General features: G+C 62.3%; 22 protein-coding genes and 1 pseudogene. 10 read left to right on the top strand and 13 right to left on the bottom strand.

Annotation, left to right across the window (positions count from 1 at the left end; translation table 11 throughout):
* The first annotated feature begins 332 nt into the window (after positions 1–332).
* Positions 333–1,721, top strand: a complete 1,389-nt coding sequence (locus IHE39_RS13590) for an aminotransferase-like domain-containing protein (protein ID WP_192566831.1) — start codon at positions 333–335, stop codon at positions 1,719–1,721.
* Here IHE39_RS13590 and IHE39_RS13595 read toward each other — a convergent pair.
* From IHE39_RS13595 to IHE39_RS13610, 4 genes are read right to left on the bottom strand one after another with little or no spacing between them, the layout of a single operon-like run.
* Positions 1,704–2,648 (bottom strand): hypothetical protein, encoded by a 945-nt coding sequence (locus IHE39_RS13595; protein ID WP_192566832.1) that lies wholly within the window; start codon positions 2,646–2,648, stop codon positions 1,704–1,706. The two genes, IHE39_RS13590 and IHE39_RS13595, sit on opposite strands and share 18 nt — an antisense overlap.
* Before the next feature lie 16 nt (positions 2,649–2,664).
* Positions 2,665–2,808, bottom strand: coding sequence for a DUF2474 domain-containing protein (locus tag IHE39_RS13600; RefSeq protein WP_184770540.1), 144 nt, complete (start codon positions 2,806–2,808; stop codon positions 2,665–2,667).
* The gene (cydB, locus tag IHE39_RS13605) at positions 2,808–3,815 is read right to left on the bottom strand and encodes a cytochrome d ubiquinol oxidase subunit II (RefSeq protein WP_192566833.1); all 1,008 of its coding nucleotides are present in this window, start codon (positions 3,813–3,815) and stop codon (positions 2,808–2,810) included. Before cydB ends, IHE39_RS13600 begins: the two co-directional genes overlap by 1 nt.
* Positions 3,816–3,819: 4 nt before the next feature.
* The gene (locus tag IHE39_RS13610; RefSeq protein ID WP_192566834.1) at positions 3,820–5,250 is read right to left on the bottom strand and encodes a cytochrome ubiquinol oxidase subunit I; all 1,431 of its coding nucleotides are present in this window, start codon (positions 5,248–5,250) and stop codon (positions 3,820–3,822) included.
* 349 nt (positions 5,251–5,599) lie between these two features.
* Between IHE39_RS13610 and IHE39_RS13615 the strand changes: the two genes are divergently transcribed.
* A complete protein-coding gene (locus tag IHE39_RS13615; RefSeq protein ID WP_434781314.1) occupies positions 5,600–6,052 on the top strand; it encodes a DUF983 domain-containing protein in 453 nt (150 codons plus the stop codon).
* A gap of 120 nt (positions 6,053–6,172) precedes the next feature.
* Here the strand turns inward: IHE39_RS13615 and IHE39_RS13620 are convergent, their stop codons facing one another.
* From IHE39_RS13620 to IHE39_RS30925, 3 genes and pseudogenes are all read right to left on the bottom strand, one after another.
* Positions 6,173–6,409 carry a DUF1344 domain-containing protein gene (locus IHE39_RS13620; RefSeq protein WP_184770543.1) on the bottom strand — a complete coding sequence of 79 codons (237 nt, stop codon included), beginning with the start codon at positions 6,407–6,409 and terminating at the stop codon, positions 6,173–6,175.
* A gap of 461 nt (positions 6,410–6,870) precedes the next feature.
* Entirely contained in the window at positions 6,871–7,740 is an 870-nt protein-coding gene (locus IHE39_RS13625; RefSeq protein WP_184770544.1) for an alpha/beta fold hydrolase, read from the bottom strand.
* Between the two features lie 31 nt (positions 7,741–7,771).
* Positions 7,772–7,960: pseudogene (locus tag IHE39_RS30925) on the bottom strand (DUF1127 domain-containing protein); the annotation flags it as partial.
* A gap of 830 nt (positions 7,961–8,790) precedes the next feature.
* Here IHE39_RS30925 and IHE39_RS13635 point away from each other — a divergent pair.
* The 4 genes from IHE39_RS13635 (at position 8,791) to secD (ending at position 15,668) form a co-directional block, all read left to right on the top strand.
* Complete coding sequence (locus IHE39_RS13635) at positions 8,791–11,745, top strand: ATP-binding protein (RefSeq protein WP_192566835.1); 2,955 nt, start codon at positions 8,791–8,793, stop codon at positions 11,743–11,745.
* Positions 11,746–11,810: 65 nt separating this feature from the next.
* A complete protein-coding gene (locus tag IHE39_RS13640) occupies positions 11,811–12,515 on the top strand; it encodes a response regulator (RefSeq protein WP_184770548.1) in 705 nt (234 codons plus the stop codon).
* Positions 12,516–12,643: 128 nt separating this feature from the next.
* A complete protein-coding gene (locus IHE39_RS13645) occupies positions 12,644–13,033 on the top strand; it encodes a hypothetical protein (protein WP_192566836.1) in 390 nt (129 codons plus the stop codon).
* A gap of 103 nt (positions 13,034–13,136) precedes the next feature.
* A complete protein-coding gene (gene secD, locus IHE39_RS13650; RefSeq protein WP_192566837.1) occupies positions 13,137–15,668 on the top strand; it encodes a protein translocase subunit SecD in 2,532 nt (843 codons plus the stop codon).
* Positions 15,669–15,736: 68 nt separating this feature from the next.
* Here secD and IHE39_RS13655 read toward each other — a convergent pair whose 3' ends face one another.
* Positions 15,737–16,000 (bottom strand): DUF1488 family protein, encoded by a 264-nt coding sequence (locus IHE39_RS13655; protein WP_192566838.1) that lies wholly within the window; start codon positions 15,998–16,000, stop codon positions 15,737–15,739.
* 149 nt (positions 16,001–16,149) lie between these two features.
* Positions 16,150–16,368, bottom strand: coding sequence for a hypothetical protein (locus tag IHE39_RS13660; RefSeq protein WP_192566839.1), 219 nt, complete (start codon positions 16,366–16,368; stop codon positions 16,150–16,152).
* Between the two features lie 282 nt (positions 16,369–16,650).
* On the opposite strand from IHE39_RS13660, the gene IHE39_RS13665 reads away from it, so the two are divergent.
* From IHE39_RS13665 to IHE39_RS13675, 3 genes are all read left to right on the top strand, one after another.
* Positions 16,651–17,028, top strand: a complete 378-nt coding sequence (locus IHE39_RS13665) for a COG4315 family predicted lipoprotein (RefSeq protein ID WP_192566840.1) — start codon at positions 16,651–16,653, stop codon at positions 17,026–17,028.
* 77 nt (positions 17,029–17,105) lie between these two features.
* The gene (locus tag IHE39_RS13670) at positions 17,106–17,567 is read left to right on the top strand and encodes a pyridoxamine 5'-phosphate oxidase family protein (RefSeq protein WP_192566841.1); all 462 of its coding nucleotides are present in this window, start codon (positions 17,106–17,108) and stop codon (positions 17,565–17,567) included.
* 42 nt (positions 17,568–17,609) lie between these two features.
* Positions 17,610–18,965, top strand: coding sequence for a glucoamylase family protein (locus tag IHE39_RS13675; protein ID WP_192566842.1), 1,356 nt, complete (start codon positions 17,610–17,612; stop codon positions 18,963–18,965).
* Here the strand turns inward: IHE39_RS13675 and IHE39_RS13680 are convergent.
* From IHE39_RS13680 to IHE39_RS13690, 3 genes are read right to left on the bottom strand one after another with little or no spacing between them, the layout of a single operon-like run.
* Positions 18,962–20,059 (bottom strand): pyridoxal phosphate-dependent aminotransferase, encoded by a 1,098-nt coding sequence (locus IHE39_RS13680; protein WP_192566843.1) that lies wholly within the window; start codon positions 20,057–20,059, stop codon positions 18,962–18,964. The two genes, IHE39_RS13675 and IHE39_RS13680, sit on opposite strands and share 4 nt — an antisense overlap.
* Before the next feature lie 30 nt (positions 20,060–20,089).
* Entirely contained in the window at positions 20,090–20,689 is a 600-nt protein-coding gene (locus tag IHE39_RS13685; protein WP_192566844.1) for a TetR/AcrR family transcriptional regulator, read from the bottom strand.
* Between the two features lie 11 nt (positions 20,690–20,700).
* Positions 20,701–21,642 carry a nucleoside hydrolase gene (locus IHE39_RS13690; RefSeq protein WP_192566845.1) on the bottom strand — a complete coding sequence of 314 codons (942 nt, stop codon included), beginning with the start codon at positions 21,640–21,642 and terminating at the stop codon, positions 20,701–20,703.
* Between the two features lie 133 nt (positions 21,643–21,775).
* Between IHE39_RS13690 and IHE39_RS13695 the strand changes: the two genes are divergently transcribed.
* Entirely contained in the window at positions 21,776–23,101 is a 1,326-nt protein-coding gene (locus IHE39_RS13695) for an NAD(P)/FAD-dependent oxidoreductase (RefSeq protein WP_192566846.1), read from the top strand.
* Positions 23,102–23,106: 5 nt separating this feature from the next.
* On the opposite strand, the gene IHE39_RS13700 is transcribed toward IHE39_RS13695, so the two are convergent.
* Positions 23,107–24,357, bottom strand: coding sequence for a S41 family peptidase (locus tag IHE39_RS13700; RefSeq protein ID WP_192566847.1), 1,251 nt, complete (start codon positions 24,355–24,357; stop codon positions 23,107–23,109).
* Positions 24,358–24,541 lie beyond the last annotated feature (184 nt).

The following is a 24,541-nucleotide window of genomic DNA, read 5'->3' on the forward strand; positions in this document are numbered from 1 at the left end:
GCGCGGTTGCAGGTCGCTTTGAAGAAAGGGCGGGGCGAGCATACGCCGGGGGCAAGGGTCCGGCGCCTTGCGCCCTTCAGGGTCTGCAGCAACGGGCAGTCTGCGGTTGCCCGGTGACAACTATGGGACGGGCAGCTTATTCCCGCGCGATCCCGGCGTCGATTCATTTGGGTCCAGCGCGGCAAACGAACCCGTGATGCGGTTCTGGAGCGTGTGCGAGCGCGCGACTTACGCGGGGGCGGCAGCAGCAGCAGCCCGTTACAGGCATTGCTGGTGACCGTAGGCATACATTATGCCTATATATGGAAAACAATGATGGATCCTGCGGCGTCATGACAGTCAACATCTGGTCACCCTCGATCTCGAAGGCCGACGGGCCGCTGTATCTGGCGATTGCCGATGCCCTGTCGGTCGACATTGCGTCGGGCCGGCTGCCGGGTGGCTTTCGCCTGCCGCCGCAGCGGACGCTTGCCGACCAGCTTGGCATCGACTTCACTACGGTGAGCCGTGCCTATGCCGAGGCGCGCAAGCGCGGCCTAGTCGAAGGCCGGGTCGGGCAGGGCACCTATGTCAGGATGCGTCGTCCGGCCGGTTCGTCGACCACGGTGACTGGTGTCGTCGATATGAGCATGAACCTGCCGCCACGCTTCGACGACCCGGAGCTGGCCGCGAGAATGTGGGACAGCGTCGCCGAACTGCAGGCCGGCGACGGCCTTGGCCTTTTGATGCGTTACCAGGAAGCCGGAGGCACGTTGCGAGATCGCGCTGCCGGAGCCATGTGGCTCGAACCGCGGCTGGGCGACATTGGGCCCGGCCGGTTGATGGTGTGTCCGGGAGCGCAAGGGGCATTGCTGGCGCTGCTGGGGGCGTTGGCGGCACCGGGCGAGACCATCTGCGCCGAGGCGCTGACCTATCCTGGGCTGCTTGCCGTTGCCGAGCATCTGCGCATTGGTGTCACCGGCGTCGCGATGGATGCCGAGGGGCTGATCCCCGAAGCGTTCGAGGAAGCCTGCCGCAAGCGCGCGCCGAAGCTGCTCTACTGCACGCCGACGCTGCATAATCCGACGACGACAACGCTGTCGCAGGCAAGGCGCGAGCGGATCGTGGCGATCGCGCGCCAGCACGGTGTGCTGATCGTCGAGGACGATGCCTATGGCGCCTTGCCGGTCAATCCGATTGCCTCCTTCGCGGCACTTGCACCTGAAATCACCTACTACATTGCCGGCCTGGCCAAGTGCCTGGCGCCGGCCCTGCGCGTGGCCTACGTGGTGGTGCCGCAAGAGCGCACGGTCGCCCACCTGGCAGGCGCCATCCGGGCGACAGCGGGCATGGCCTCGCCGCTCACCGCTTCGCTCGCTACGCGATGGATCGAAACAGGGGTTGCCCAGTCCGTGCTGGCGGCAATCCGCGTCGAAGCCACGCAGCGGCAGGCGATAGCGTCGCAACTGCTGCCGTCCAGCCTCGCTCAGGCAAATGCCGAAGGCTTCCACGTCTGGCTGAAGCTTCCCTCAGACTGGAACCGGAGCGACTTTGCCGCCCGCTTGCGCTCGGCCGGTATCGGCGTCGTCACCAGCGACGCGTTCTCTGTTTCAGGGCCCGCTCCCGAGGCTGTGCGCCTCGGTTTGGGTGCCGCGTCCAATAAGGCTTCACTGGCTGCGAGCCTCGAGACGGTCGCCGACCTGCTTGTCCAGCAGTCTGCGATGTCATCGATGGTGGTGTAAGCCTTGGGCAGCACAGGCCGGGTTGGCGGGCATCGGGCCGGCGAAAAGCTCGATCCGGTTCATGCCGAGGATGTCATGCAGCGGGGTCTCGTCGCTCAACCGGCGGAACATGCCTGGCGACATCCAGCGCGCGAAGCCGTCGACATTGGGCGCGCCGCGGCCTGAGCGAACGTCATCGATCCACAGCGTGCGTGTTTCCAGCGAAATGCGGGTCAGGCCGGTCGAATTGGGCACGCCGGCATGGGCATGAGCGCTGGAGAAAGCGATGGTCTCGCCCGGTGCTATGACCACCGGTATCGCGTCGCCGACCTCCAGCTCCTCGGTCAGGTGAGGTATCGCCGCATCGGCATCGACGGCGTTGCGTCCACCTGATTTCGATCGCTCCAAAAGTGCGGAAAGGTCGAAGTCGGTGCTGGTGTTTGCGACCGGACGATCCCAAAGCGAGGGGTAGATCGCAAAGGTCCGCCCTTCATCAATGTCGTAGATGGGCGCCCACCAGTTGGTCTGGGCATAGAGGTTGGAGCCCCAGGTGTCGCGGTGGAAGGCGATGGTTGCAGTGGTGCGGGCACGCGGCACGACGGTGCCGGGATCCTGGTGCGGCTGGAACCTGAGGTAGAGCGCGTCGCGGGCGAGCTCTTGTGCGTCAAGGCCGCAAGCCTCGAAGACATTGCGCCATAACAGCCTGACCTCGGGCGACCTGGCGAAGGCGCGCTGGCATTGCGCAAAGCTTTCCGTCTGCTCTTGATGCGACAAATGCCGGTGGATCTCGACCGGCTCGAACGGCGCGAACGCATCTTCCAGAAAGGCTCGTGTGAAGCTGACGAGCTCTCGCATCGGCGCGAGTGCGCTGAAACGAAGGATATCGCCGGCATAGATCCGGTCATGAAGCGCGCGCGGGCCGAGCACCTGGGCGATGTTGCTGTACATCAGGTTGTTCCACGCTTCACACGGTGAGGCCGGCAAAGTTCATCAACAGGCGGAAGAGGTAGGCTACCGCGCCGAGCCCCAGAACGCTGACCGTCCAGATGAGGACCAGCCAGCCGATCCGCTTTGGCCATGAAACCGGCGCCTGGGAGGGGGCTGCCATCAGTGGTAGCCCTCGCCAGCCTTCACCTTGCCGCGGAACACGTAATAGGACCATGCCGTGTAGCCGAGTATGAAGGGGATGATGAACAGCGCGCCGACCAGGGCGAAGCCCATGCTCTGCGGTGGTGAGGCTGCCTCGCGGATCGTGATGTCAGGCGGGATGATGTTTGGCCACAGGCTGATGCCGAGCCCGCTGTAGCCGAGGAACAGCACAAACAGCGCCAGGATGAATGGCCCGGCATGCGGTGCACCTTGCAGGCTGCGCAGGATCAGCCACGTGGCGACAAGCACGAGAATGGGCACCGGGGAGAAGAAAGCGATGTTGGGGAAGCTGAACCAGCGTTCGGCAATGTCGGGGTGGGCGAGCGGCGTCCACAGGCTGACGATGCCGATGACGGCAAGCAAGGCAAGCGTGATTGGGCGCGCCAGCGCCACCATGCGGTCATACAGCACGCCTTCGGTCTTGATGATCAGCCATGTGCTGCCGAGAAGTGCGTAGGCGACGATCAGGCCGAAGCCGGTGAACAGGCTGAAGGGCGTGATCCAATCAAGCGCACCGCCGGCATAGGCGTTGTTTTCGACCTTGAAGCCGTCGAGGAAGGCACCGAGCGACACGCCCTGAAAGAACGTCGCGACGTAGGAGCCGCCGGCAAAGGCCTTGTCCCAGAACGCCCGGTGATGCTGGTCGGCCTTGAAGCGGAACTCGAACGCGACCCCGCGCCAGATCAGCCCGAGCAGCATCAGCACCAGCGGCAGATAAAGCGCGCTGAGGATGACGGCATAAGCAAGCGGGAAGGCCGCCATCAGGGCAGCACCCCCGAGCACGAGCCAGGTCTCGTTGCCGTCCCAGACCGGGGCGACTGTGTTGACCATGGTGTCGCGCTGCTCGCGGTCGCGAACGAAAGGGAAGAGGATGCCGATGCCGAGATCGAACCCGTCCATGATGACATACATCATCAGGCCAAAGGCGATGATGACGGCCCAGACAACTGGAAGATCGATGCCCATCGTCTCAGCCTTTCCTGTCGGAGTGGGTCGGTGCGAACATGTCGATCTGTTCGTGTGCGGCAGATAGCGGACGCGCCGGGCGGCCATGCTGGTCGCCGTCACCAGGATCGTGCTCATCGGTCTCCGGGCCCTTGCCGACCAGCTTGAGCATGTAGCTGGTGCCAATGCCGAAGACGATGAAATAGACCACGACGAAGACGACGAGCGTCGTGCTCATCGCCAGTACCGAATGGTTTGAAACGGCATCCTTGGTGCGCATCACGCCATAGACGATCCATGGCTGGCGACCGATCTCGGTGGTGTACCAGCCGGCGAGGATGGCGATTACACCCGCCGGGCCCATCCAGGTGGCGAAGCGTAGGAACAGCCGCTTTTGGTAGAGCTGCTTGCGCCAGCGCAGCCATAACCCCCAGGCGCCGAGCAGCAGCATCAGCATGCCAAGCCCGACCATGACCCGGAAGCTCCAGAACACGACGGTCGAGTTGGGACGGTCTTCCCTCGCGTATTCCTTGAGGCCCGGAAACTGGCCGTCCCAGCTGTGCGTCAGGATCAGGTTGCCGAGGTGCGGGACCTTGATCGCGTAGAGCGTTTTTTCCTGCTCCATGTCGGGCCAGCCGAACAGCGTCAGCGGCACGGCTTCGCCGGGCTTGTTTTCCCAGTGGCCTTCGAGTGCTGCGATCTTGGCGGGCTGGTGCTTCAGCGTGTTGAGGCCATGCAGGTCGCCGATCAGGACCTGCACGGGGGCTGCAAACAGCACCATCCACATCGCCATCGACATCATGGTGCGGACGTGGCGGTTGTCGTTGCCGCGCAGCAGGTGCCAGGCGCCCGAGGCGCCAACGAAAAGGGCTGTCGCCAGATAGGCGGCAACGGTCATATGCGCCAGGCGATAGGGGAAAGACGGGTTGAAGATGATCTCGAACCAGTTCACCGGTATGACAACGCCGTTGACGATCTCGAAGCCTTGCGGGGTCTGCATCCAACTGTTGGAGGCGAGGATCCAGGTCGCCGAAATCAGTGTGCCGACCGCTACCATGATGGTCGAAAAGAAGTGCAGGCCGGGGCCGACGCGGTTCCAGCCGAACAGCATGACACCCAGGAAGCCGGCCTCGAGGAAGAAGGCGGTGAGCACCTCATAGGCGAGCAGCGGCCCGGTGACCGACCCGGCAAAGGACGAGAAATAACTCCAGTTGGTGCCGAACTGGTAGGCCATCACAAGGCCGGAAACGACGCCCATGGCGAAGTTGACGGCAAAGATCTTCGACCAGAAATGGTAAAGGTCGCGATAGACCGTGTCGCGCTTCCACAGCCACAGTCCTTCCAGCACTGCGAGGTAACTTGCGAGGCCGATAGTGATGGCGGGGAAGATGATGTGGAAGGAGATGGTAAAGCCGAACTGTATGCGGGCCAGCTCGAGTGCTGTCAGGCCGAACATTAGGGACCTCTCTTGCATGTACAATCGGCTCGCGCGCGATTGCTGGTCGAAGCGTAATACTCGTCGATTCCCGTCAGGTGTTGCTCATGCCTTGCAATAGACCCTCATCTTGATCTGCGCAGCGCGCAAAGTCGACGCACCCCGGGGGACATTTTGCCCCATGCGGCTGAGGCCTTGTTCGATCACGCTAATTTCCATACAATAAATCCATTCAATGACAAATTGATAGGAATGTATGTGAATTATATGCATATTGCGCCTTGCCGGCAAGGTTGAAGCGCCCTATGTGTTGAGGTGACGGGGCGCCCTATGGCTGCCCGTGTTCGCGACCCGCAAAGAGGAGACGCGTATGTCTCAGACTAGATCCAGATATTCGGCCGAGGGGTTCACCCCCACCGACAATCCGATGAAGACAGGCATCCGGGGGCTCTGCCCGCGCTGCCAGATGGGACACCTGTTTAAGGGTTTCCTGAAGCTCGCGCCGCGCTGCGAAGTCTGCGGGCTCGATTATTCCTTCGCCGATCCTGCCGACGGCCCCGCCTTCTTCGCCATGACCATTGCAGCTGTGCCGGCGCTGGCATTCGGCGCCTGGTTCCAGACGGCCTTCGGCCTGCCGCTTTGGGTGCACCTGTTCATCACCTTGCCGCTCACCGTGCTGAGCTGCATGGCGCTGTTGCGGCCGCTCAAGGGCTGGCTGGTGTGCTCGCAGTTTTTCCACAAGGCCGAGGAGGGCTCAATCGACTTCGATTGGCATGACAAGGCTAAAGGGCAGCAGCAGAACGGCCAGACACCGGTCGCCTGATCGGGCGGAAGTGTTTGATGAAGCCGAGTTGCACGTGCTGAACAGCAAAAAGCCATGGGCGGGGGCGGCCCATGGCTTTGCGGCGGCATCAAGCTGCCTATGGCGGTGGGGAAGCGTCGATCAGCGCAGGACGCTGGTGACCTTGTCTCCTTCATCGTTGAGCCCGATCGAAACCTTCTCGCCGATCTGGACATTCGGAAGGGCGACGTCGCGCGGCACCGTGAAGCTGTGGCCGTTCTCCAGGGTGATGACGCGAGATGCCGGGCTGAACTTCATGACCACGCCGTTGTTCGACGAAGCCAGGGCGGCACCCGACATGAAGGCGAGCGATGCAGCGGTGAGGAGGAACTTCTTCATTTCATTTTTCCTTTCTTGGGAGGTGGCGCCAACAGCGGCGACGGCTCATTTCTAGCGGCCTCCCGTTTCGAGCTGTTTTCAGAATCTGGCGATCAGTGTTTCGTTTGTTTCAGTCGCAGGCGGCAAGCGAAACACTGCGCTGCTTGTCGGCTGGGGAGGGCAAGCTCGTGTGCCGCTGGAACAGCGGTCGTGCCGTTGCAGCCATAAGCGCTGGCTTGCGACCAGTTACAGGCGCATGACGATTGAGCTTAGGCGTGTGTTGATTGGGGCAGGTGACAGTCGGGATGACGGCAGCCAGGCGCAAGGATGCAGTCTTGGCTCTGTCGAGCCAACTATAAGGCGACGGGATCGGGGAGATGTGGAGGGGTGCGGAGAGGTTTGACCGTATCCCGCAGCCCGGATGCGACCCCGGCGAACGGACAGAAAAACGCAAACGCACCGACCGGCAAGGTGCCGGTCGGTCAGAGCGAATGGGAGGCTGGCGTCATCGAACGCCGCGACTTGCCGACGGTGCCTTTTCCGTCGGCGGCCCGCAGATGCGCGGCAATCATTGGATCGACGATATGAGGGTCGGTCAGCAGCGCCATGTGGCCGGCGCCGGGGATCATGGCAAGCCGCGCGCCGGGAATGGCTTCGGACACCATTTCGGTGACGCGCAAGCTCGCGGTCGGGCTGTCCAGTGCCATCACCGCAAGCGTCGGGCAGTTGAGTTCGCGGCAGCGGCTTGCCAGCCAGGTTTCAGCAAGGGCTATGGCAAGATCGCGGCCCACTTGCTCTGCATGGCGCCCCAGCTCTTGCTGGAGGCCTTCGCTGGTCCGGCGCCAGGCACCTGTCCCATACCAGAAGTCGACATAGATACGCATGCTGGCTGCCGGATTGGGGCCACTTGCCGCTGCCGCCAGTTTCCCGGCCATACTGGCAAGCTCGGTGAACAAGGCCAGGTCGGACCGATCGCCTTCACGCAGCAGATGAAACAGTGTCGGCTCGATCAACGTCAGGCTTTTCACCAGTTCCGGCCGCAACAGTGCGATTTCCAGCGCCACCGCCGCACCATGCCCGTGCCCGACAAGATGCATCGGTGCCTCGCCCGCCATCGCGTCGAGAACCATGCCCGCGACATCGGAGATATCTCGGGCAGTGCGCCTTGAGGAACGGCCATAGCCAGGCAGATCAGGCGCGATCAGCCTGTAGCGGCCGCGGAGGTAGTCCTCGGTGCCTTGCCATAGCCTGCCTGTAGTCGCGGTGCCGTGCAATGCGAGTACAGGCAGGATGGGTTCGGGCTGGCAGACGCGGCCGGACCACCAGCTTGTATCATTCCACATGGTGTTCATGGCCGCGCTTCCGGTCACCCGACGGGTCGCTGACAAGCGACTGGATTTCGGAACGTGCCACGCCGATGTCCTTGAGCAGGTAGTCGTCAAGTTCCCCGAGGCTCCAAACCGCGCGGCGATGGGCGCGACGCAGCCAGAATGCCCGATGGGCTGCCGCGATCCGCGAAGCCAGCGACGAGACGAGGCCGGCAGCGGGTGATCGGATGGTCAGAGTAGTCATGTCCTGGAATTCCTTGGCTGTGCCGAATTCGGCAATGCTGAACTAGACCTCTCCTGTTTCGGGCGTGTTCCCGACCTCGAGGAGAAGTGTTTCGTTTGTTTCAGTGGCGATGTTCAGTCGATCTGCGGGTTGCCGCAGGGCGTATGACGGCCGCCCGGACGTGCAGGGCCGCCAATCGCCATCGAGGCAGCTGACGAAAGTCCGATCGAGCTCGTCGTTGAAGACATTGGCAGGATCCCGAACAGACGGCGCGACGTGAGCCGCCCCGGTGTCGCGCCCAGCGACGCGCGTGAATAGACATCGGTTCGCTGCTTTGCGTGCCGCGACGATGTTGCGTCTAGCGGCTCGTGCCGTGCCGACATCATTCCGGCGGGCGGGAATCGAAAGGTGGAAGCGATGTCGAATGCGTGCGCCACGCCGAAGGTCGGCAGAACGGCGCAAAAGGCTAGAATGGTCGATCGCATCTCATGTCTCCTTGAGGGACGTTTGAGTTCTCGACTTTGCCGGGCGCCTCGTCTTGAGGAGGCCGCCTATCAACATCCCGTGGATCTTTGATAGACTGGCTGCTTCCGCATGCCGGGAGCCGATCCAGTGAAGTCGACATGGCGGAAGTTAGCTCAGGCCTGTTTCGGCGCTTTTTCTGCGCCTAGGAAAAAGGTTTCGTTTGTTCGCCCAAATAGGCGGAAATGGCTCTCAGGCCGAAACAATTGAAACAAAGCGAGTGAGTTTCGACCTCATACCGAAACAGAGGGCTTGTAATCATCCGCCGCGCTCACGCCGCCGTGACGGCGTTGCGGATGTGGGCGCGCCCGGGATTTGAGGAGACGATCATGCGAGCTGGTGATCCGGCCGTGAATGTTCGGACAGGCTACGCGCTATTCGACAGCGACGATGTTCTTGTCGACGCCAACGCCGAGATTTTCGGCGGTATTGTCCAGCCGCGCGGTGAGCAGCCGCCGATCGGTCTGATCGCAGCGGTCGCCGAGGTTCTTCGTCAATTCACAAGCTTCGACGGTCTCGCCGTGGAGCCGACCGACGACTTCGTGCGGCGCGTTGCGCTGCGCTGGCGGCAGCTGAATGTGCCGCCGATCGAGGCACAAACCGTCAATGGCGGTTGGAAACTGCTGACGAGCCATCCTCGCCTTGACGCCGGCATCGCGCTGATCAGCACCGACATCACTGAAATGAAGCTGGCCCAGATCGCGCATCTCAGCAGCGCCGAGATATTCCGTTGCATCACCGATAGCCACCCGCTGCCGGTCTGGGTCGTCGACGAGCAAAGCAAGCAGATCCTCTATGAAAGCCTCGACGGGTCGCACCTGCTCGGCCGCAAATGGCAGCCGCAACAGCAACAACTCCTGACCGACCATTTTGTGAACCCGGACGAATTCGATCAGGCGTGCCGCCGTGTCCACGGCAACGACATCCTGCGCGACTGCGAGATCCAGATGCAGCGGGAAGATGGGTCACGCGTCTGGTGCTCGACGAACTGGCGGCGAAGCGTCTTTCGCGCGCGCCCGTCGCTGGTCATCGGCGTGCTCGACATCACGGAGCGCAAGAAGGCCGAGGCTGCCGAACGCGAGGCGACGTCGCTGATGCAGCGGGTGCTGGACGCTTGCCCTTCGCCAACGCGCATGTCGACGATCGAGGGCGAAACCATCTACTGCAATCCAGCCAGCCGGGAACTCTATGGCGATCGTCCTCACATCGCTGACTATTATGTCGACGCTGGCGACAGGGAAATCTTGGTCCGCACCCTGCTTGAGAAGGGCAGCATCGACGATTTCCGGGTGCGCCAGTATTGCTCCGACGACACCATCTTCTGGGGCTCGCTCTCGGCGCGGCTGATCGACTTCCAGGGCAAGAAGGTGATCGTTTCCAACGCAACGAACATCAACGACATGATCGTGGCGCAGCAGCAGACGCGGCAGGCAAACAACCGCCTCACCGACGCGATCGAGTCGCTGGCCGAAGGCTTCGCACTCTACGACAAGGATGACCGCCTGGTCCTGGCCAACAGCCAGTATCGGAAAATGCACGCCATCAGCGCCGATGTGCTGGTTCCCGGGGTGAACTGGTTCGATTTCCTTCGCGTGACGGCCGAGCGCAGCCAGTTCCGCGTCCCTGGCGACAAGATCGACGAGTGGCTGGCTGAGCGGGCCAGGGATCGGCGCGAGTACCGGCAGCAGGAATTCCAGCACGCCGATGGCGGCTGGTTCTTCGTTTCGAACAGCCCGACGCGAGAAGGCGGCTTCGTCGTAACCCGTCTCGACATCACCGAGCGCAAGCGGGCTGAACTGGCGGCCAAGGAGGCCGACGATCTGGTGCGCAGGGTCCTGGAAGCCAGTCCCGTCAGCATCCAGATGACGCGCGCGCATGACGGCAAGCAACTGTACAGCAGCCCGGCGACAGCAAGGCTTTTGGGCGACGTTGCCGGCGCGCTTGAGCACTTCGCCAATCCGGCACAGCGCGACGAATATGTCGAACGCCTGCGGCGCGATGGCGCCGTCGACGAATTTGAAACCCAACTCACACGCAACGACGGCAAGACATTCTGGTCCTCGATTTCGTCGCGGTTGATCGATTTCCATGGCGAGCAGGTCATTGTTTCCCACACGCACGACCTGAGCGACCGCATCGAATTGCAGAAGCAACTCGAACATCAGCGCGAGAAGCTGCACCAGAACGAAAAGCTGTCGGCGCTCGGCGGCTTGCTTGCCGGTGTTGCCCATGAACTGAACAATCCGCTGTCGGTGGTGCTCGGTATGTCGCTGACACTTAAGGAGACTTCGGTCGACCCCAAGACGGTCGAGAGGGCTGACAAGATCAGCAAGGCGGCGGAACGCTGCGCCCGTATCGTCAAGACCTTCCTGGCAATGGCCAGGCAACAGCCGACCAGGGCAACCAATGTCTCGATAGACGAGGTGGTTTCAGCAGCGCTCGAAGTGGTCAACTATTCGATCCGCTCTTCCGATATCCAGCTCCGGCTCGATCTCGAGCCGGACTTGCCGGCGATCTGGGGCGACCCTGATCAGCTCAGCCAGGTGCTGATCAACCTGCTGGTCAATGCCGAGCACGCGCTCCACCACTGGGAAGGCCCGAGGAAGATACTGGTTTCGACGGGGCGACATCCCGAGTGCGGCAACATCACCATCAGCATAACGGACACCGGCCCGGGTATTGCTGAAGAGATTCTGCCACGCATCTTCGAGCCGTTCTTCACGACCAAGGAGGTAGGTGCGGGCACGGGCATCGGCCTGTCCTTCTGCCATCGCATCATCCAGTCGCACCAGGGAACGATAGAGGTCGAAACCGTGCCGGGCGGCGGCTCGACCTTCGTCGTCTCGCTGCCGGCCTCCGATCGGATCGCCGAAACGTCCGGACCCTCCGATGAAGAGCCATCCAGCTCGGCGGGCCTGTCATGCCTGGTGGTTGATGACGAAAGGGAGGTTGCCGACCTGATCGCGGAAGTGCTGATGCGCGACGGTTTCCATGTCGTGGTCGCGCGGTCGGGCGAAGAAGCCTTGACGCAGCTGAGGAAAAGGACCTTTGCGGTCATCCTGAGCGACCTGAAGATGCCGAGCATGGATGGCCGGCGCCTGTACAACTACATCGCCGACTACCATCCGGCGGAAGTCGAGCGGCTCGCTTTCCTGACCGGCGACACGATCAGCCCCGATGCGCAGGTTTTCCTGCGCGCCACCAAGCGGCCCTATCTCGAAAAACCGGTGAAGCCGATCGAATTGCGCCGGTTTGTTTCCGGACTGGTCGTCAGGCCGGCGTAGATGAAGCTGTTTGATTTGCCGCCCCTGCCGAAGAGGGTTACCTTTTCAACCGAGGTGAGGACCCGGTGACTGCCAATTCGCAGATCGTCGTTTGCGATGATGAGCCCGATGTCCGCGACATGGTCGCGGAGTATCTGGAACGCCACGGCTATGCCGTGACGACAGCCGATGCCGGACCGGCCTTGCGCCAGATCGTCGAGAGCCAGCCCGTCGATGTTGTGATCCTTGATATCCGCATGCCCGGCGAAGATGGCCTCTCCCTGGCGCGCTACCTGCGCGAGCATTCCCAGGTCGCCATCATCATGCTGACGGGTTCGGCCGAGATCATCGACCGGGTTGTCGGCCTCGAGATCGGCGCCGACGACTACATCGGCAAGCCGGTCGACCTGCGCGAACTGCTGGCCCGCGTGAAGGCGGTGCTGCGCCGGACAGTGGGGCGGGATCGTGTTTCGGAAAATACCATCAGCGCCCAGCGTGCCCAGTTCGGCACCTGCCGGCTGGATCTGGAAGCGCACAAACTGTTCGACGCTGATGGCGGCGACATAGCGATCACTCCGATGGAGTTCCGGCTGCTCAAGGTGTTCGCCGAGAACCGGGGGCGCATACTCAATCGCGACCAGTTGCTTGAGCTTGCGCATGACCGGGGCTGGGACCCGTTTGACCGCAGCATCGACATCCGCATTTCGCGATTGCGCAAGAAAATCGAGACCGATCCCTCCAAGCCCGAAGTGATCAAGACCATTCGCGGGGTCGGATACCTCTACGCCTAGCCGGCGTCGACATCGGCGCTCACGCAAAGGACGAGCGGCGAGACTTGCTTGGCGTATCCATCAAAATGCCTTACTGGTCGGCTCCTTGGGGCAATTCAGCCCAGAGATCACGGACCGCGCACCACCTGATGCAGCAGACCAAGGCATATAGACCGCCTGTCACCGGCATGTTGCCGGCCATGCTGCTATGCCTGGCGGTAATGCTTGCCATGGTTGGCGGGTCGCTTGTCGACAGCATGCCGCTGGCATCTGCTGCCGCCGAGCCTGCGTCGAGCCAGATGGACGCACGCGGGCGCCATAGCGGCCCCGTCATTCCCGAGCGATCATTCGTCGTCGTCGATTGGCGCAGCGCCAAGGCGATGCCGCAGCATGACGACGGCAAATCGGCGCTGATACCCTCCGGGGTGGAAACGCTCGTCACGGCTATTGCCACGCCGCACGCCGATCTTGTCGTGCGGTCAGATGTCCGGCCGTCGGGGCCGGCCTATGGTGCCCGGGCACCTCCTCACTTCTCCTGAACGTTTGTGAATGGCGCGGGCCTTCGGGTGCCGTGCCGGCGAACTAACAGCCGTTGTCTGCGCGTCATGACGCTGCGGCGACGACTATTGCAGGATCAGACATATGCGGACCTCCCGATGGGTGGTGGTGACATACACCATCATCATTTTGGCCGGCATCATTGCCGCGCTTCCCAACGCCCTTACGACCAAGCAGCTGGCAGCATTGCCGAGCTGGTTTCCGAAACAGCAGGTCACGCTTGGCCTCGACCTCCAGGGCGGCTCGCACCTGGTGCTTGAAGTCGATGCGGCGGCACTCAAGACCGACCGATTACGCTCGCTGCTCGACGATGTACGCGGCGCCTTGCGCAAGGAGCGCATCAACGCCTCGTCGGCGCGATTGGCCGGCGATGCCATCGTCGTCAACATCGCCGACGATGCCCAGCGCGCGACAGCCCTGGCTACGCTGCAGTCCCTGGCTGTTCCCGTCAGCGGCCTCGGCCTTGGCGGCGGCAAGCCCGACATCGAGGTCACCACTGCCGACAAGCAGATCAAGGTCATGTTGACCGAGGCTGGCCAGCGCGACAAGCTCGACGCAGCGCTCCAGCAGAGTCTGGAGATCGTGCGCCAGCGCGTCGACCAGGTCGGCGTCGCCGAACCGACGATCCAGCGTGTCGGCTCCGACCGCATGCTCGTCCAGCTGCCGGGACTGCAGGACCCGACCCGGTTGCGCGAGCTGCTCGGCAGCACCGCCAAGATGACATTCCACATGGTGGCCAATGTCGCCAATGGCGAACCGCTTCCGCGCGGTGTCACCATGCTGCCGGATGCCAAGTCCGGCGCACAATATCCGGTCGAGGACCGCGTCGCGCTCGACGGTGCACGCCTCACCGATGCGCGCGCCGGCTTCGACCAGCGTACTCAGGAACCGCTTGTTTCCTTCCGCTTCGACAGCGTCGGCGCACGCCAGTTCGCCGAGATCACCGCTGCCAATGTCGGCAAGCCGTTTGCCATCGTGCTCGACGGCAAGGTGCTGTCGGCGCCCTCCATCCGTGAGCCGATTACAGGCGGTTCGGGCCAGATCAGCGGCAGCTTCAGTGTCGAAGAGACGGTGACGCTGTCAGCGCTTTTGCGCGCCGGCGCGCTGCCAGCGCCGCTGACCGTCATCGAAGAGCGCACCGTCGGTCCCGACCTCGGCGGCGACGTCATCAAGATGGGCATCTACACCGGCATCGCCGGCTTCGTGGCCGTCGTGCTGTTCATGGTGGCGCTCTACGGCACCTGGGGCATGATCGCGAATTTTGCGTTGTTACTGCACTTGATCCTGACCTTTGGCGTGCTGACGCTGATCGGCGGCACGCTGACGCTGCCGGGCATCGCCGGCATCATCCTGGGCATCGGCTTCGGCGTCGACGCCAACATCCTGATCAACGAACGCATCAGGGAGGAGTCGAAGAAGGGGCTCAGCGCCTTTGCTGCCTTGGACAACGGCTTCAAGCGCGCCTATTCGACCATCGTCGACGCCAACGTCACGTCGCTGATCGCCACCGGCCTGCTGTTCATGTTCGGCTCCGGACCGGTACGCGGCTTTGCCATCACCATGTTCCTCGGCACCTGCCTGTCGATGTTCACCGCCGTTTCGGTGACGCGCATCCTGATGGCCGCGGTTGTGCGCCGCAAGCGCCTGAAGACGATCACCATCGAACCGCTGGTCCGCTTCTTCCCGGAAAAGACCTCGATCTCGTTCATGAAGGCCCGCTATCTCGGTATTGGCATGTCGATCTTCCTGTCGCTGGCCTCCATCGGCCTGTTCTTCAAGCCGGGCCTCAATTACGGCATCGACTTCAAGGGCGGCATCCAGGTCGAGATCGCGACGTCGACACCGGCGGATCTTGCTCAACTGCGCAGCACGTTGGGCGGCTTGAACATCGGCGAGGTGGCGCTGCAGCAGATCGGCAGTGACGGTAACGTGCTGATCCGTGTGCAGCGTCAGGAAGGTGGCGAAACGGCACAGACCGCAGCCGTCGACACCATCAAGTCTGCGGTGCAGAAGCTCGATCCAAGCGTGAAGTTCGAACGCACCGAAGTTGTCGGGCCGAAGGTAAGTGGCGAGCTGGCGCAGTCCGGCATCATGGCGGTGGTGTTGGCAGCACTTGCCATGCTGGTCTACATCTGGTGGCGCTTCGAGTGGAACTTCGCCATCGGCGCCATCGCCACGCTTGTACTGGATACCACCAAGATGGTCGGCTTCTTCGCGCTGTTCGGGCTGGACTTCAACCTGACGGCGATCGCGGCACTTTTAACCATCATCGGCTATTCGGTGAACGACAAGGTGGTGGTCTATGACCGCATGCGCGAGAACCTGCGCCTGTACAAGAAGATGCCGCTGCGCGAGATCATCGACATGAGCATCAATCAGGTGTTCGCGCGCTGTATCTACACCTCCGTCGCGATCCTGCTGTCGATGCTGCCGATGGCGATCTGGGGTGGCAGCGCGGTCGAGAACTTCGCCATCCCCATGGTGTTCGGCGTGTTCATTGCAACGACTTCGTCGATCTTCATCGCAGCGCCGATCCTGCTGCTGCTCGGCGACTGGTGGCAGCACCGCAGTGCCGGCCGCGAGCCGTCGACTGCGGTGGCTGCAAGCAAGGCCTGAGCAATATCCTTGCCGGAGCCGCCCCAGAGCGGCTCCGGCAAGAGCCAAGTTGAGCCTGCTGGTGGCGGCTATTTAAAGTCGTATGCCGTCAGCACATACAAGCTTTTACGCCCATGGGAATAAACTTCCCGTGCAACGTCCTGGATCGAAATACGAGCCTCATCGAAGGCGGCAAGGTATCGCGTTTCATTGTCGACCGACGCCTGACTGGTTTTGAGCGCCTGAACCTCGACGAAAAACGGAACTTCGAACGTGCCGTCATACCCCAGGAAACGTATGGCCTTTCTCGCGGCGTCATAGCTGCGGCTTCTGTTGGGAAAGGCGAGTGTCATCGTTTGCTCCAGTGCAGGATTGTCGGGTAGATCAGGTTGCTGAAGGGCGCCAAACAAATGGCGCGCCACTAAGGGGCTAGGGATCAGGCCTTGGGTTGGTTTCCCGTCTTTTCGGAAGCGCAAACGTCCAACGCCTAGGCTTGGGTTCGCTAATTTGCGCTTTGTGCGGTGATGCGTGCCAAGGGGTCAGTCTCCGCCTCGTCGTGCAGTCGAGACGTCGGCATGTCCCGCGTCAACAAACCGCTGAGAATCCGGGCTGCCTCGCGTAACAGAGCTTGCATATCCTGCCTGCTCAGAGCGTGTGGATCGTCCGCTGCATCGAGAAGTTGCACCACGAGTTCGACGCCGCGCTGATGCAATTCAGCCATCAGGGGCGCCCGATCATGCTCATATTTTCGGAAGTCAGATAGTTGGAAGACACGGTGTCCTCCTTTCAGTTGGGGCTAGGGCACGATGGCCGCCCTCAATCAGCCGCGCCCTAAGACGAGCGGCCGACAATCGACACTGCGCTTTTATCAAGTTCGCGTCTAGACCGATGATCAAATATTCCCCGTGGCAAATAATTCTGATCATGGTGGAACGAACATCAGCGACCGGCCGTTTTATTTCTGGCGACATTCGATCGCCCACCAATAATAAGGAATATCAGAATGAAACGCATTGCATTTGGACTTGCATCTGTACTTGCGACGGTTGGAATGGGTTTTGCAGCTGAGCCGGCAATGACGGCGAAGACACCAAAAGGTGAAATATACACGGATATGAAGGGCATGACGCTCTATACGTTCGACAAGGACAAGGCGGGCGCATCCAGTTGCTATGATGCTTGTGCCGAAGCCTGGCCAGCGCTCAAGGCCGATGCCAAGTCAAAGGCCGACGGCGCATGGACTGTCGTTGACCGGACCGATGGCACCAAGATGTGGGCGTATGACGGAAAGCCGCTCTACACCTATGCCAAGGACAAGAAGGCAGGCGAGATGAACGGCGAAGGCGTTGGCGGCGTCTGGCATATGGCCAAGGCCAGCTAACCATTATTGATGGCGGCGTCTCTGGCGCCGCCGCTATTGCCCGCAGACGCGGGAGTCGGGGTAGCAGGAGGCAGGCGATGATCGTGCAGGAGATGACGCGAGACGAAAACATTGCCCTCGTGTCGACGCATCGGCTCGGACGGCTGGCTTGTGTCAGAGACAATCGACCTTATCTTGTGCCCTTTCATTACGCATTGTCGGACAATCATCTGTATAGCTTTTCGATGCAGGGCCAGAAGATCGACTGGATGCGCGAGAATGCTCAGGTGTGTGTTCAGGTCGACGAAGTGGGCGCCACTCTAGAATGGCGAAGCGTTATCGTATTCGGCCTGTTTGAGGAACTGCCAGAGACGCCGCAGTGGCAACGCGATCGGGATCATGCCTGGTCTCTGCTTCAGAAACACGCCAACTGGTGGGAGCCAGCAAGTCTGAAGCCTAGCGCTCCATCAACCGCGGTCGGCTCGGCATCGGTGTTCTACAGGATCAAAATCGAAAGCATGACCGGCAGGCACGCTCGTGAGGCGACGTCGTCGGATTAGGAATGGCCGTCTCAACGACGAATTTGGCTGCATACTGGCATCATGATTCTTGCCTCCCTTCCGACACCCCACCTTCCAAAAGATTCGTTCGAACTCGCCGATGACGCTCTGCTCGATATCGTGCAGCGGCAGACGATCCGCTATTTCTGGGAGGGTGCACATCCAGTCAGCGGCCTTGCACGGGACCGCCAGAAGACCACGGGCGATGCGCCGAACGATCTCGTGGCGATCGGGGGCTCAGGCTTCGGGATCATGGCCATTATCGTTGCGGTGGAGCGCGGCTGGGTCGATCGCACGGATGCTCTGGGTCGGCTGCATCGGATGCTCGATTTGCTTGAGGGCTCTCCGTGCTACCACGGCATGTTCCCGCATTTCATCAACGGCAGTACGGGCGACACCATTCCGTTCCGACGAAAGGACGATGGCGCAGACATCGTCGAGACGACGTTTCTATTTCAGGGCCTGATTTGTGCCCGTGAATATCTGGACCAAACTACAGGCGAAGAACAGCGTTTGCGCGACCGGATCAACGCGCTGCTGTCACAGGCCGAGTGGGACTGGTTTGCGCGCAAAGGCAAGCTTTACTGGCACTGGAGTCCCAGGCATGGCTGGGCCATGAACAGCCCGATCGAAGGCTGGAACGAATGCCTGCTAACATTCGTCCTGGCGGCGGGATCGCAGCATCACGCCATTGATCCGGATTGCTACCACGACGGTTTTGCTGGCGGACCAGCCTTTCAAAACGGGCGTGACCATCACGGGATAACCCTGCCGCTTGGACCGGACTTCGGCGGTCCGCTCTTTTTCGCGCATTATTCCTTCTGCGGACTGGATCCCCGCGGTCTCAACGATCGCTATGCCAACTATTGGGAGCAAAATGTCGGTCACGCGCGGATCAACCATCTGCATTGCGTGCTCAACTCGCAAAACCATCAAGGTTACGGCGCCGATTGCTGGGGGCTCACCGCATCTCATGGACCGACAGGCTACATCGCGCATGCTCCCGATAGGGATGTCGGCGTCATCACGCCGAGTGCGGCACTGTCGAGCTTTCCTTATGTGCCTGATCAGGCGATGGCCGCTCTACGCGGTTTCCTGGCCAAGCCAAGGAAACGCATCTGGGGTCGCTTCGGCTTTGTCGATGCCTTCTGCGAAAACCGCAACTGGTATGCCCGCACCTATCTGGCCATAAACCAGGGGCCCATTGTCGCAATGATCGAAAACCATCGAACCGGGCTTTTGTGGAAGCTGTTCATGGGAGCGCCGGAAGTCCGGCTTGGTCTGGCTAGGTTGGGTTTCACCAAACCTGGAACCAAACAGCGGAATAACAACCTAGGTGCGGACGCCAATCATGCTTCGCACGCCCGGCGTAACGCCGCTGGCTTGGTTGCGACCTAGCCGTTGGCGGAGCGGACCTCGACGCGCAACAGGCTAAGCATTTCATCGAGATCGGCCCGGTCGGCGATCGAAATCCGCAGCCATTCCGGCAGGCCGTAGTCTTCGTTCGAACGGATGATGAAACCTTGTCTGGCAAGTCGCGCCACTGTCGCCTGGGCCCAGCCTGCATAAGCACCGGGCAGGCGCACGAAAGCGAAATTGCCAGCACTTGGCGAGACCTCGAAGCCGAGCTTGCGCAGTTCGTCTTCAAGATATTCGCGCTCCTCGGCGGTGCGGGCGCGCACGTGCTGGACGAAATCCTGCTCGCCGAGAGCGACCGTCGCGGCCACCTGCGCCAAGCCGTTGACGTTGCCGATGCCGCGCACGTTGTTCAGCGCTGATACCACCTCCGGATAGGCATAGGCCCAGCCGGCACGCGCGGATGCCAGGCCGTAGGCCTTTGAGAACGTACGTGTGACGACTATGTTGGGGTGGCGATCGGCGATCTCGAAGGTCGCCACCGCCTCGGCCGGGTCGACATATTCGGCGTAAGCCGCGTCGAGCACCAGAACGACATGCGATGGCAGTTCGCGCGCCAGCCGGGCGACCTCGTCCATCGGCACGACAGAGCCGGTCGGGTTGTTGGGGTTGGCGAGAAAGACGACGCGTGTCTTTGGCGAGACGGCGGCCAAAAGCGCGTCGACATCGACGGAAAAGTTTGGGCCGAGCGGGGCCTCGACCGCCTTGGCGCCAAGGCGGTAGGCAACGATGGCGAACTGCAGGAAGGAATAGGCCGGAAACAGGATCTCGTCGCCGGCGCGTGCATAGACGCGCCCGACAGCATCGAGCAACTCCTCCGAGCCGTTGCCGCAGACGATGCGGGTGGGATCGAGTTTGAACTGCTTGCCGATCGCGGCACGCATCGTGCCGCAGTTCGGGTCGGCATAACGGTAGACGTTTGGAGCTGCCTCACGGATTGCCTCGACAACGCCCGGTGCAGAACCCAGCCAGCTTTCGTTGAGCCCGAGATTGACGACGCGTGCCGCGCCCGTGGTGTCGATCTTCTTGACGACGGTCAGCGTCCGGGCGGACAGATAAGGCACGGGCAGGGACATTTCGTTTCCTCAATTCATACGCGCTGGCGCCTATTCGGAGCCGATCAGGATTTTGGTGTAGAGCGAGCGGAAGCGCTTGCGGTCCGCCGGCGGCTCCTTGAAGTGGGTGGCGTAGTAGCCGATCTGCTGGAAGTAGGTGATGCGGGCGCGGATCAGGCTTTCATCCTGGTCGTAACTCATCGCGGCAAAAGCCCGGACGAGCAGCGCCATGCGAAAATCGTCTTGCGCTTGTACCTTGCGGGCAATCACCGCCGACCCGCGCGCCCAGTCGCGGATGGCGAGATCGAGCCTGGGGCTGAACGGATCTTCCCTGATCCACACCCCGGTCACCGCGTCGAAGAACGCCGGACCGTCGATGACCTCCTGGTCGATGAGGGCCTCGAACGGCTTGCAATTGCGCCGGCGCCATTCCTCCAGAAGGCTGTCGAGCAGGTCCTTCAGATTCTGGAAGTGGAAGTAGAAGCTGCCGCGCGTGACCTTCAGCTGTTTCGACAGGTGGTCGATCTTGACGTTGGCGATGCCCTTCTTTTCCAGTGCAGCGATGGCAGCGGCAATCCACGCCTCGCGCGACAGCGTTTTCCGCGTCTCGGACCTGGCCGATTGCTCGGGAGAAGTTGGGCTGCGCTTCATCTCGTCGTTCCTCAGGGGAGGTTGCCGAGGCGCTCCAGCATCAGCGCGAAGAAGCCGTCGGCGTCGATGCGGCGCAGCACGTTGCAGTTCTTGCGGCGGCCGGTGACGTGCCACCAATCGACCACGGTCATGCCGATGGTTTCGGGCGACATCAGCTCGACGGTGACGTTGCACTGCTTCTGCTCGTAGAGATGCGGTGCGAGCAGGTAGCCGGTGACGCAGGCGTCGTGGATGGGCCGGGCGTCGGTCGGGAATTTGTGCGACCCATACTGGCGGTAGAAGTCGGCCATGTTGGCGGCTTCGATGGCCGAGCGGGTGCCGAGCGTGCGCAGCTGTTGCAGCCATTCCGGCGTCATCTGGGCGGTGTAGGTGCAGTCGATGCCGGCCATGGTGACCGGTGCGCCTGAATCGAGCACGACAGACGCCGCATGCGGGTCGACCCAGATGTTGAACTCGGCGGCGGGCGTGGCATTGCCACCTTCGAAGAAGCCGCCGCCCATCAGCACCACTTCGCGGATGCGCGGGATGATGCGCGGCTCCATCACCATCGCCATGCCGAGATTGGTCATGGGGCCAAGCGTGCAGACGGTGATCTCGCCTTCGGGAGCGGCCATCAGCGTATCGACGAGGAAGTTGACGGCGTGTTTGTCCTGCAGCGGCTTGGTCGGCTCGGGCAGGACGCAGCCGTCGATGCCGGTCGGACCGTGGACATATTCGGCGGTCTTGAGCGCCTTGACCATCGGGCGCGAGCAGCCGGCATAGACCGGCACGTCGGATCGGCCGGCGAGCTCGGCGATCTGCAACGCGTTGCGCGAGGTCAGCGCCAGCGGCACGTTACCGCCGACAGTCGTCAGCGCCACCACTTCCAGTTCGGGCGAGCCGAGCGCAAACAGGATGGCAAAGGCGTCGTCCTGGCCGGGGTCGGTATCGATGATGATCTTTCGCGGCGACATGGCTCTTCCCCCCGGTTCGATCGCCGGATAGCTTCGGCGGCATTGCGCGATTTGACCATCAATGCATACAGTACTGTATGTTATTTTCAAGACGGGTTGGAGCACGCCCCGTCGGCACATTGGGGAGATTTGAATGGGGCCTGCAGTCGATCCGGTTCCCGCTGGCGACATCCAGCCGAAGAGCGCTGACGTCGTCATCGTCGGTGGCGGCATCATCGGTGTCAGCGCAGCCTTGTTCCTGGCGCGCAAGGGCATTTCGGTCGTCGTCTGCGAGAAGGGCCATGTCGCCGGCGAGCAGTCGAGCCGCAACTGGGGCTGGTGCCGGCGCATGGGCCGCGATCCGCGCGAACTGCCGCTGATCGTCGAGGCGCTCAAGATGTGGGGCGGCATCGAGGAGCTGGTCGGCGAGGATGTCGGCTTCCGGCGCACCGGTATCCTCTATCTCTGCCAGGACCAAAGTGACGTCGAACATCATGCCGAATGGGTGAAAAACGCCGGCGACTACGCACTCGACAGCAAGATGATCGAGGGCAGGGCGCTGGCCGAGCTGATGCCCGGCGCGCAAAAGACGTTCCGGGCTGCACTGCACACGCCGAGCGATGGCCGCGCGGAGCCGCAGAAGGCGGCGCCGGCGATTGCCCGCGCCGCCCAGCGCGCCGGCGCTCGTATCCTGTTGCGCTGCGCGGTGCGCGAGATCGAAACCGAAGGCGGCCGCGTCTCGGGCGTGGTGACCGAGAACGGATTGATCCGCGCTGGCACCGTCGTTGTCGCCGGTGGCGCCTGGTCGAGCCTGCTCTGCCGAACTGTCGGCATCCGCCTGCCGCAGCTCGCGGTGCGCTCGTCGGTGATGCGCACCGGTCCTGTTCAGGGCGGGCCCGATGGTGCCGCCTGGGCGGAGGGGTTCGCTTACCGCAAGCGCCTCGACGGCGGCTACACCATCGCCGACGGCACTATCAGCTATCACCATCTGAACCCCGACAGCTTTCGCTATTTCACCGACTTTCTGCCGATCCTGTCGCGCGAGTGGCGCTCTGTCGGTATTCGCTTCGGTGATTTCCTCGGTGGTCCCTTCGGGCTTTCGCCGAAGCTGGAAGGCGAGGGCAGCGTCTTTGAGCGACACCGTACGCTCGATCCTGCACCGGCGGTCGCGCCGCTGGAAGCGGCCCGCGCCAACATGGAAAAGGTCTTTCCGGCGTTGAAAGGCGTGCCCACGCTGCAACGCTGGGCCGGATTCATCGATGCTACGCCGGATGCCGTGCCGGTGATTTCGCCAGTCAAGTCGCTGCCCGGGCTGGTCATCGCCACCGGCTTCTCCGGCCATGGCTTCGGCATCGGCCCTGCCGCCGGCAGGCTGACAGCCGATCTGGTGACCGGCAACACGCCGCTCGTCGATCCCCAGGCCTTCCGTTACGAGCGCTTCATCGACGGCACCAGGCATCGTCCGACGACAGGGGTATGACGGGCTCAGCCGCCTGCGAGTATGCGTTGCATCTCTTGCACGGCGGCATCGCGCTGCGGGTCACGGCCCGCGGCGTAGGGCAAGGTGAAAGCCACCGGAATGTCCGGCTCGACGCCGATCCCTTCCAACCGGACATCGTCGCCGATGACGGCGTCGGAGACCGCCACTTCGAGCAGGCTATCGTCGGGCAGGAGATAGGCACGCCCGGCCAGCAGAGCGCCGGCGGTCCGGGAGCCGACGAGCGGAATGCCGTTGACCTTCAGTGCATAGGCGAAGAGTTCGAGCCCGCTGCGTGCGCCGCTGTCGATGATGCCAACAACCGGCCGCTGCCAGCGCACATTGGCAAGTGTTGCCTCGCCATTGCGAGGAATGAGGCGGAATGTCGGGGTGTCGCCGACGAACAGTTCGGCCGCATCGGAGGGGCCGCCGCCCCAACGGCCACGTAGATCGACGATTATGCCGTCGACATCCTTGAGGCGGCCATCCGCCATTTCGCGGGCAACGATGTCGAGACCGTCAGGCGCCGAAAGGGTCCACAGCCTGACATAGCCAATACGCTTTCCCTTGCGCTCGGTGACGCTGATGCTTGCCTCGATCGCCTTTTCAAAGGTCCTGAGCGGACGCAGTCGCTCGACAGCAACCTGGACAGCGATGGGTTCTGCGCTCGCTTTCCGGCGCAGCCTGATCTCAATGGTGCGGCCGACCTTGTCGCGGAACGATGCGATCTCATGATAGGGCGCGCCGTCCACTGAAAGAATCTCGTCGCCGGTCAGGATTCCTGCCCGCGCCGCCGGTGAGCCGTCATAGACATCGCTGACGAAGAGCGCGCCTGTCAGCGGTTCCGCAATCATCCCGATACCGGGGTAGCTCGCCTGGCCCTCCGGCGGAAACAGCCGCCGCATCTCGTTGCGTATGGCAAAGCGGAAGATGTCGGCGAGTTCGAAATAGGCGATCGTGTCTGCCTCGAAACGGCCGGTGTGGGAAGCCTGAAGGCTCGCCAGCACTCTATCGATCGCTTTGTCGACCCGCGCCTCCGAACTGGCCGCGTTCAGCGGCTCGCTGCCGATTTCCCGTATGACTGTAGCGCCGAACCGCGGAAGGGCCGAGGCGTCGTGGAAATTGTCGACGACGAGTTCGACAGCGCGGTCGAAAACGGGATTGCCCGATTTCGGGGGCGCATCGTCTGCCACGACCGGCAAAGGCTGCAGCAGATTGAGGGCTGTTGCCGCGAGCAAGCCGAAGGTCTTGATGTCCATGGGCCGTTCCTTCTCCGGCCCATTATCAACCTAAGCTCAAGCAGAACGAGTCCCATGACTGACAAGTTTGCGTGAGCGGAACTGGCGCCTTGCGCGCGGTTGGCGGGTAGGTTTCGCCCTATCCGACAGGGGGTTGGCGCATCTGAAAGAGTAGGCCCGGTCCAACGCCCAAAGGTCCGCGAAT

The sequence above is a fragment of the Aminobacter carboxidus genome (genome assembly GCF_014863355.1).
Taxonomy (GTDB): Bacteria; Pseudomonadota; Alphaproteobacteria; order Rhizobiales; family Rhizobiaceae; genus Aminobacter; species Aminobacter carboxidus.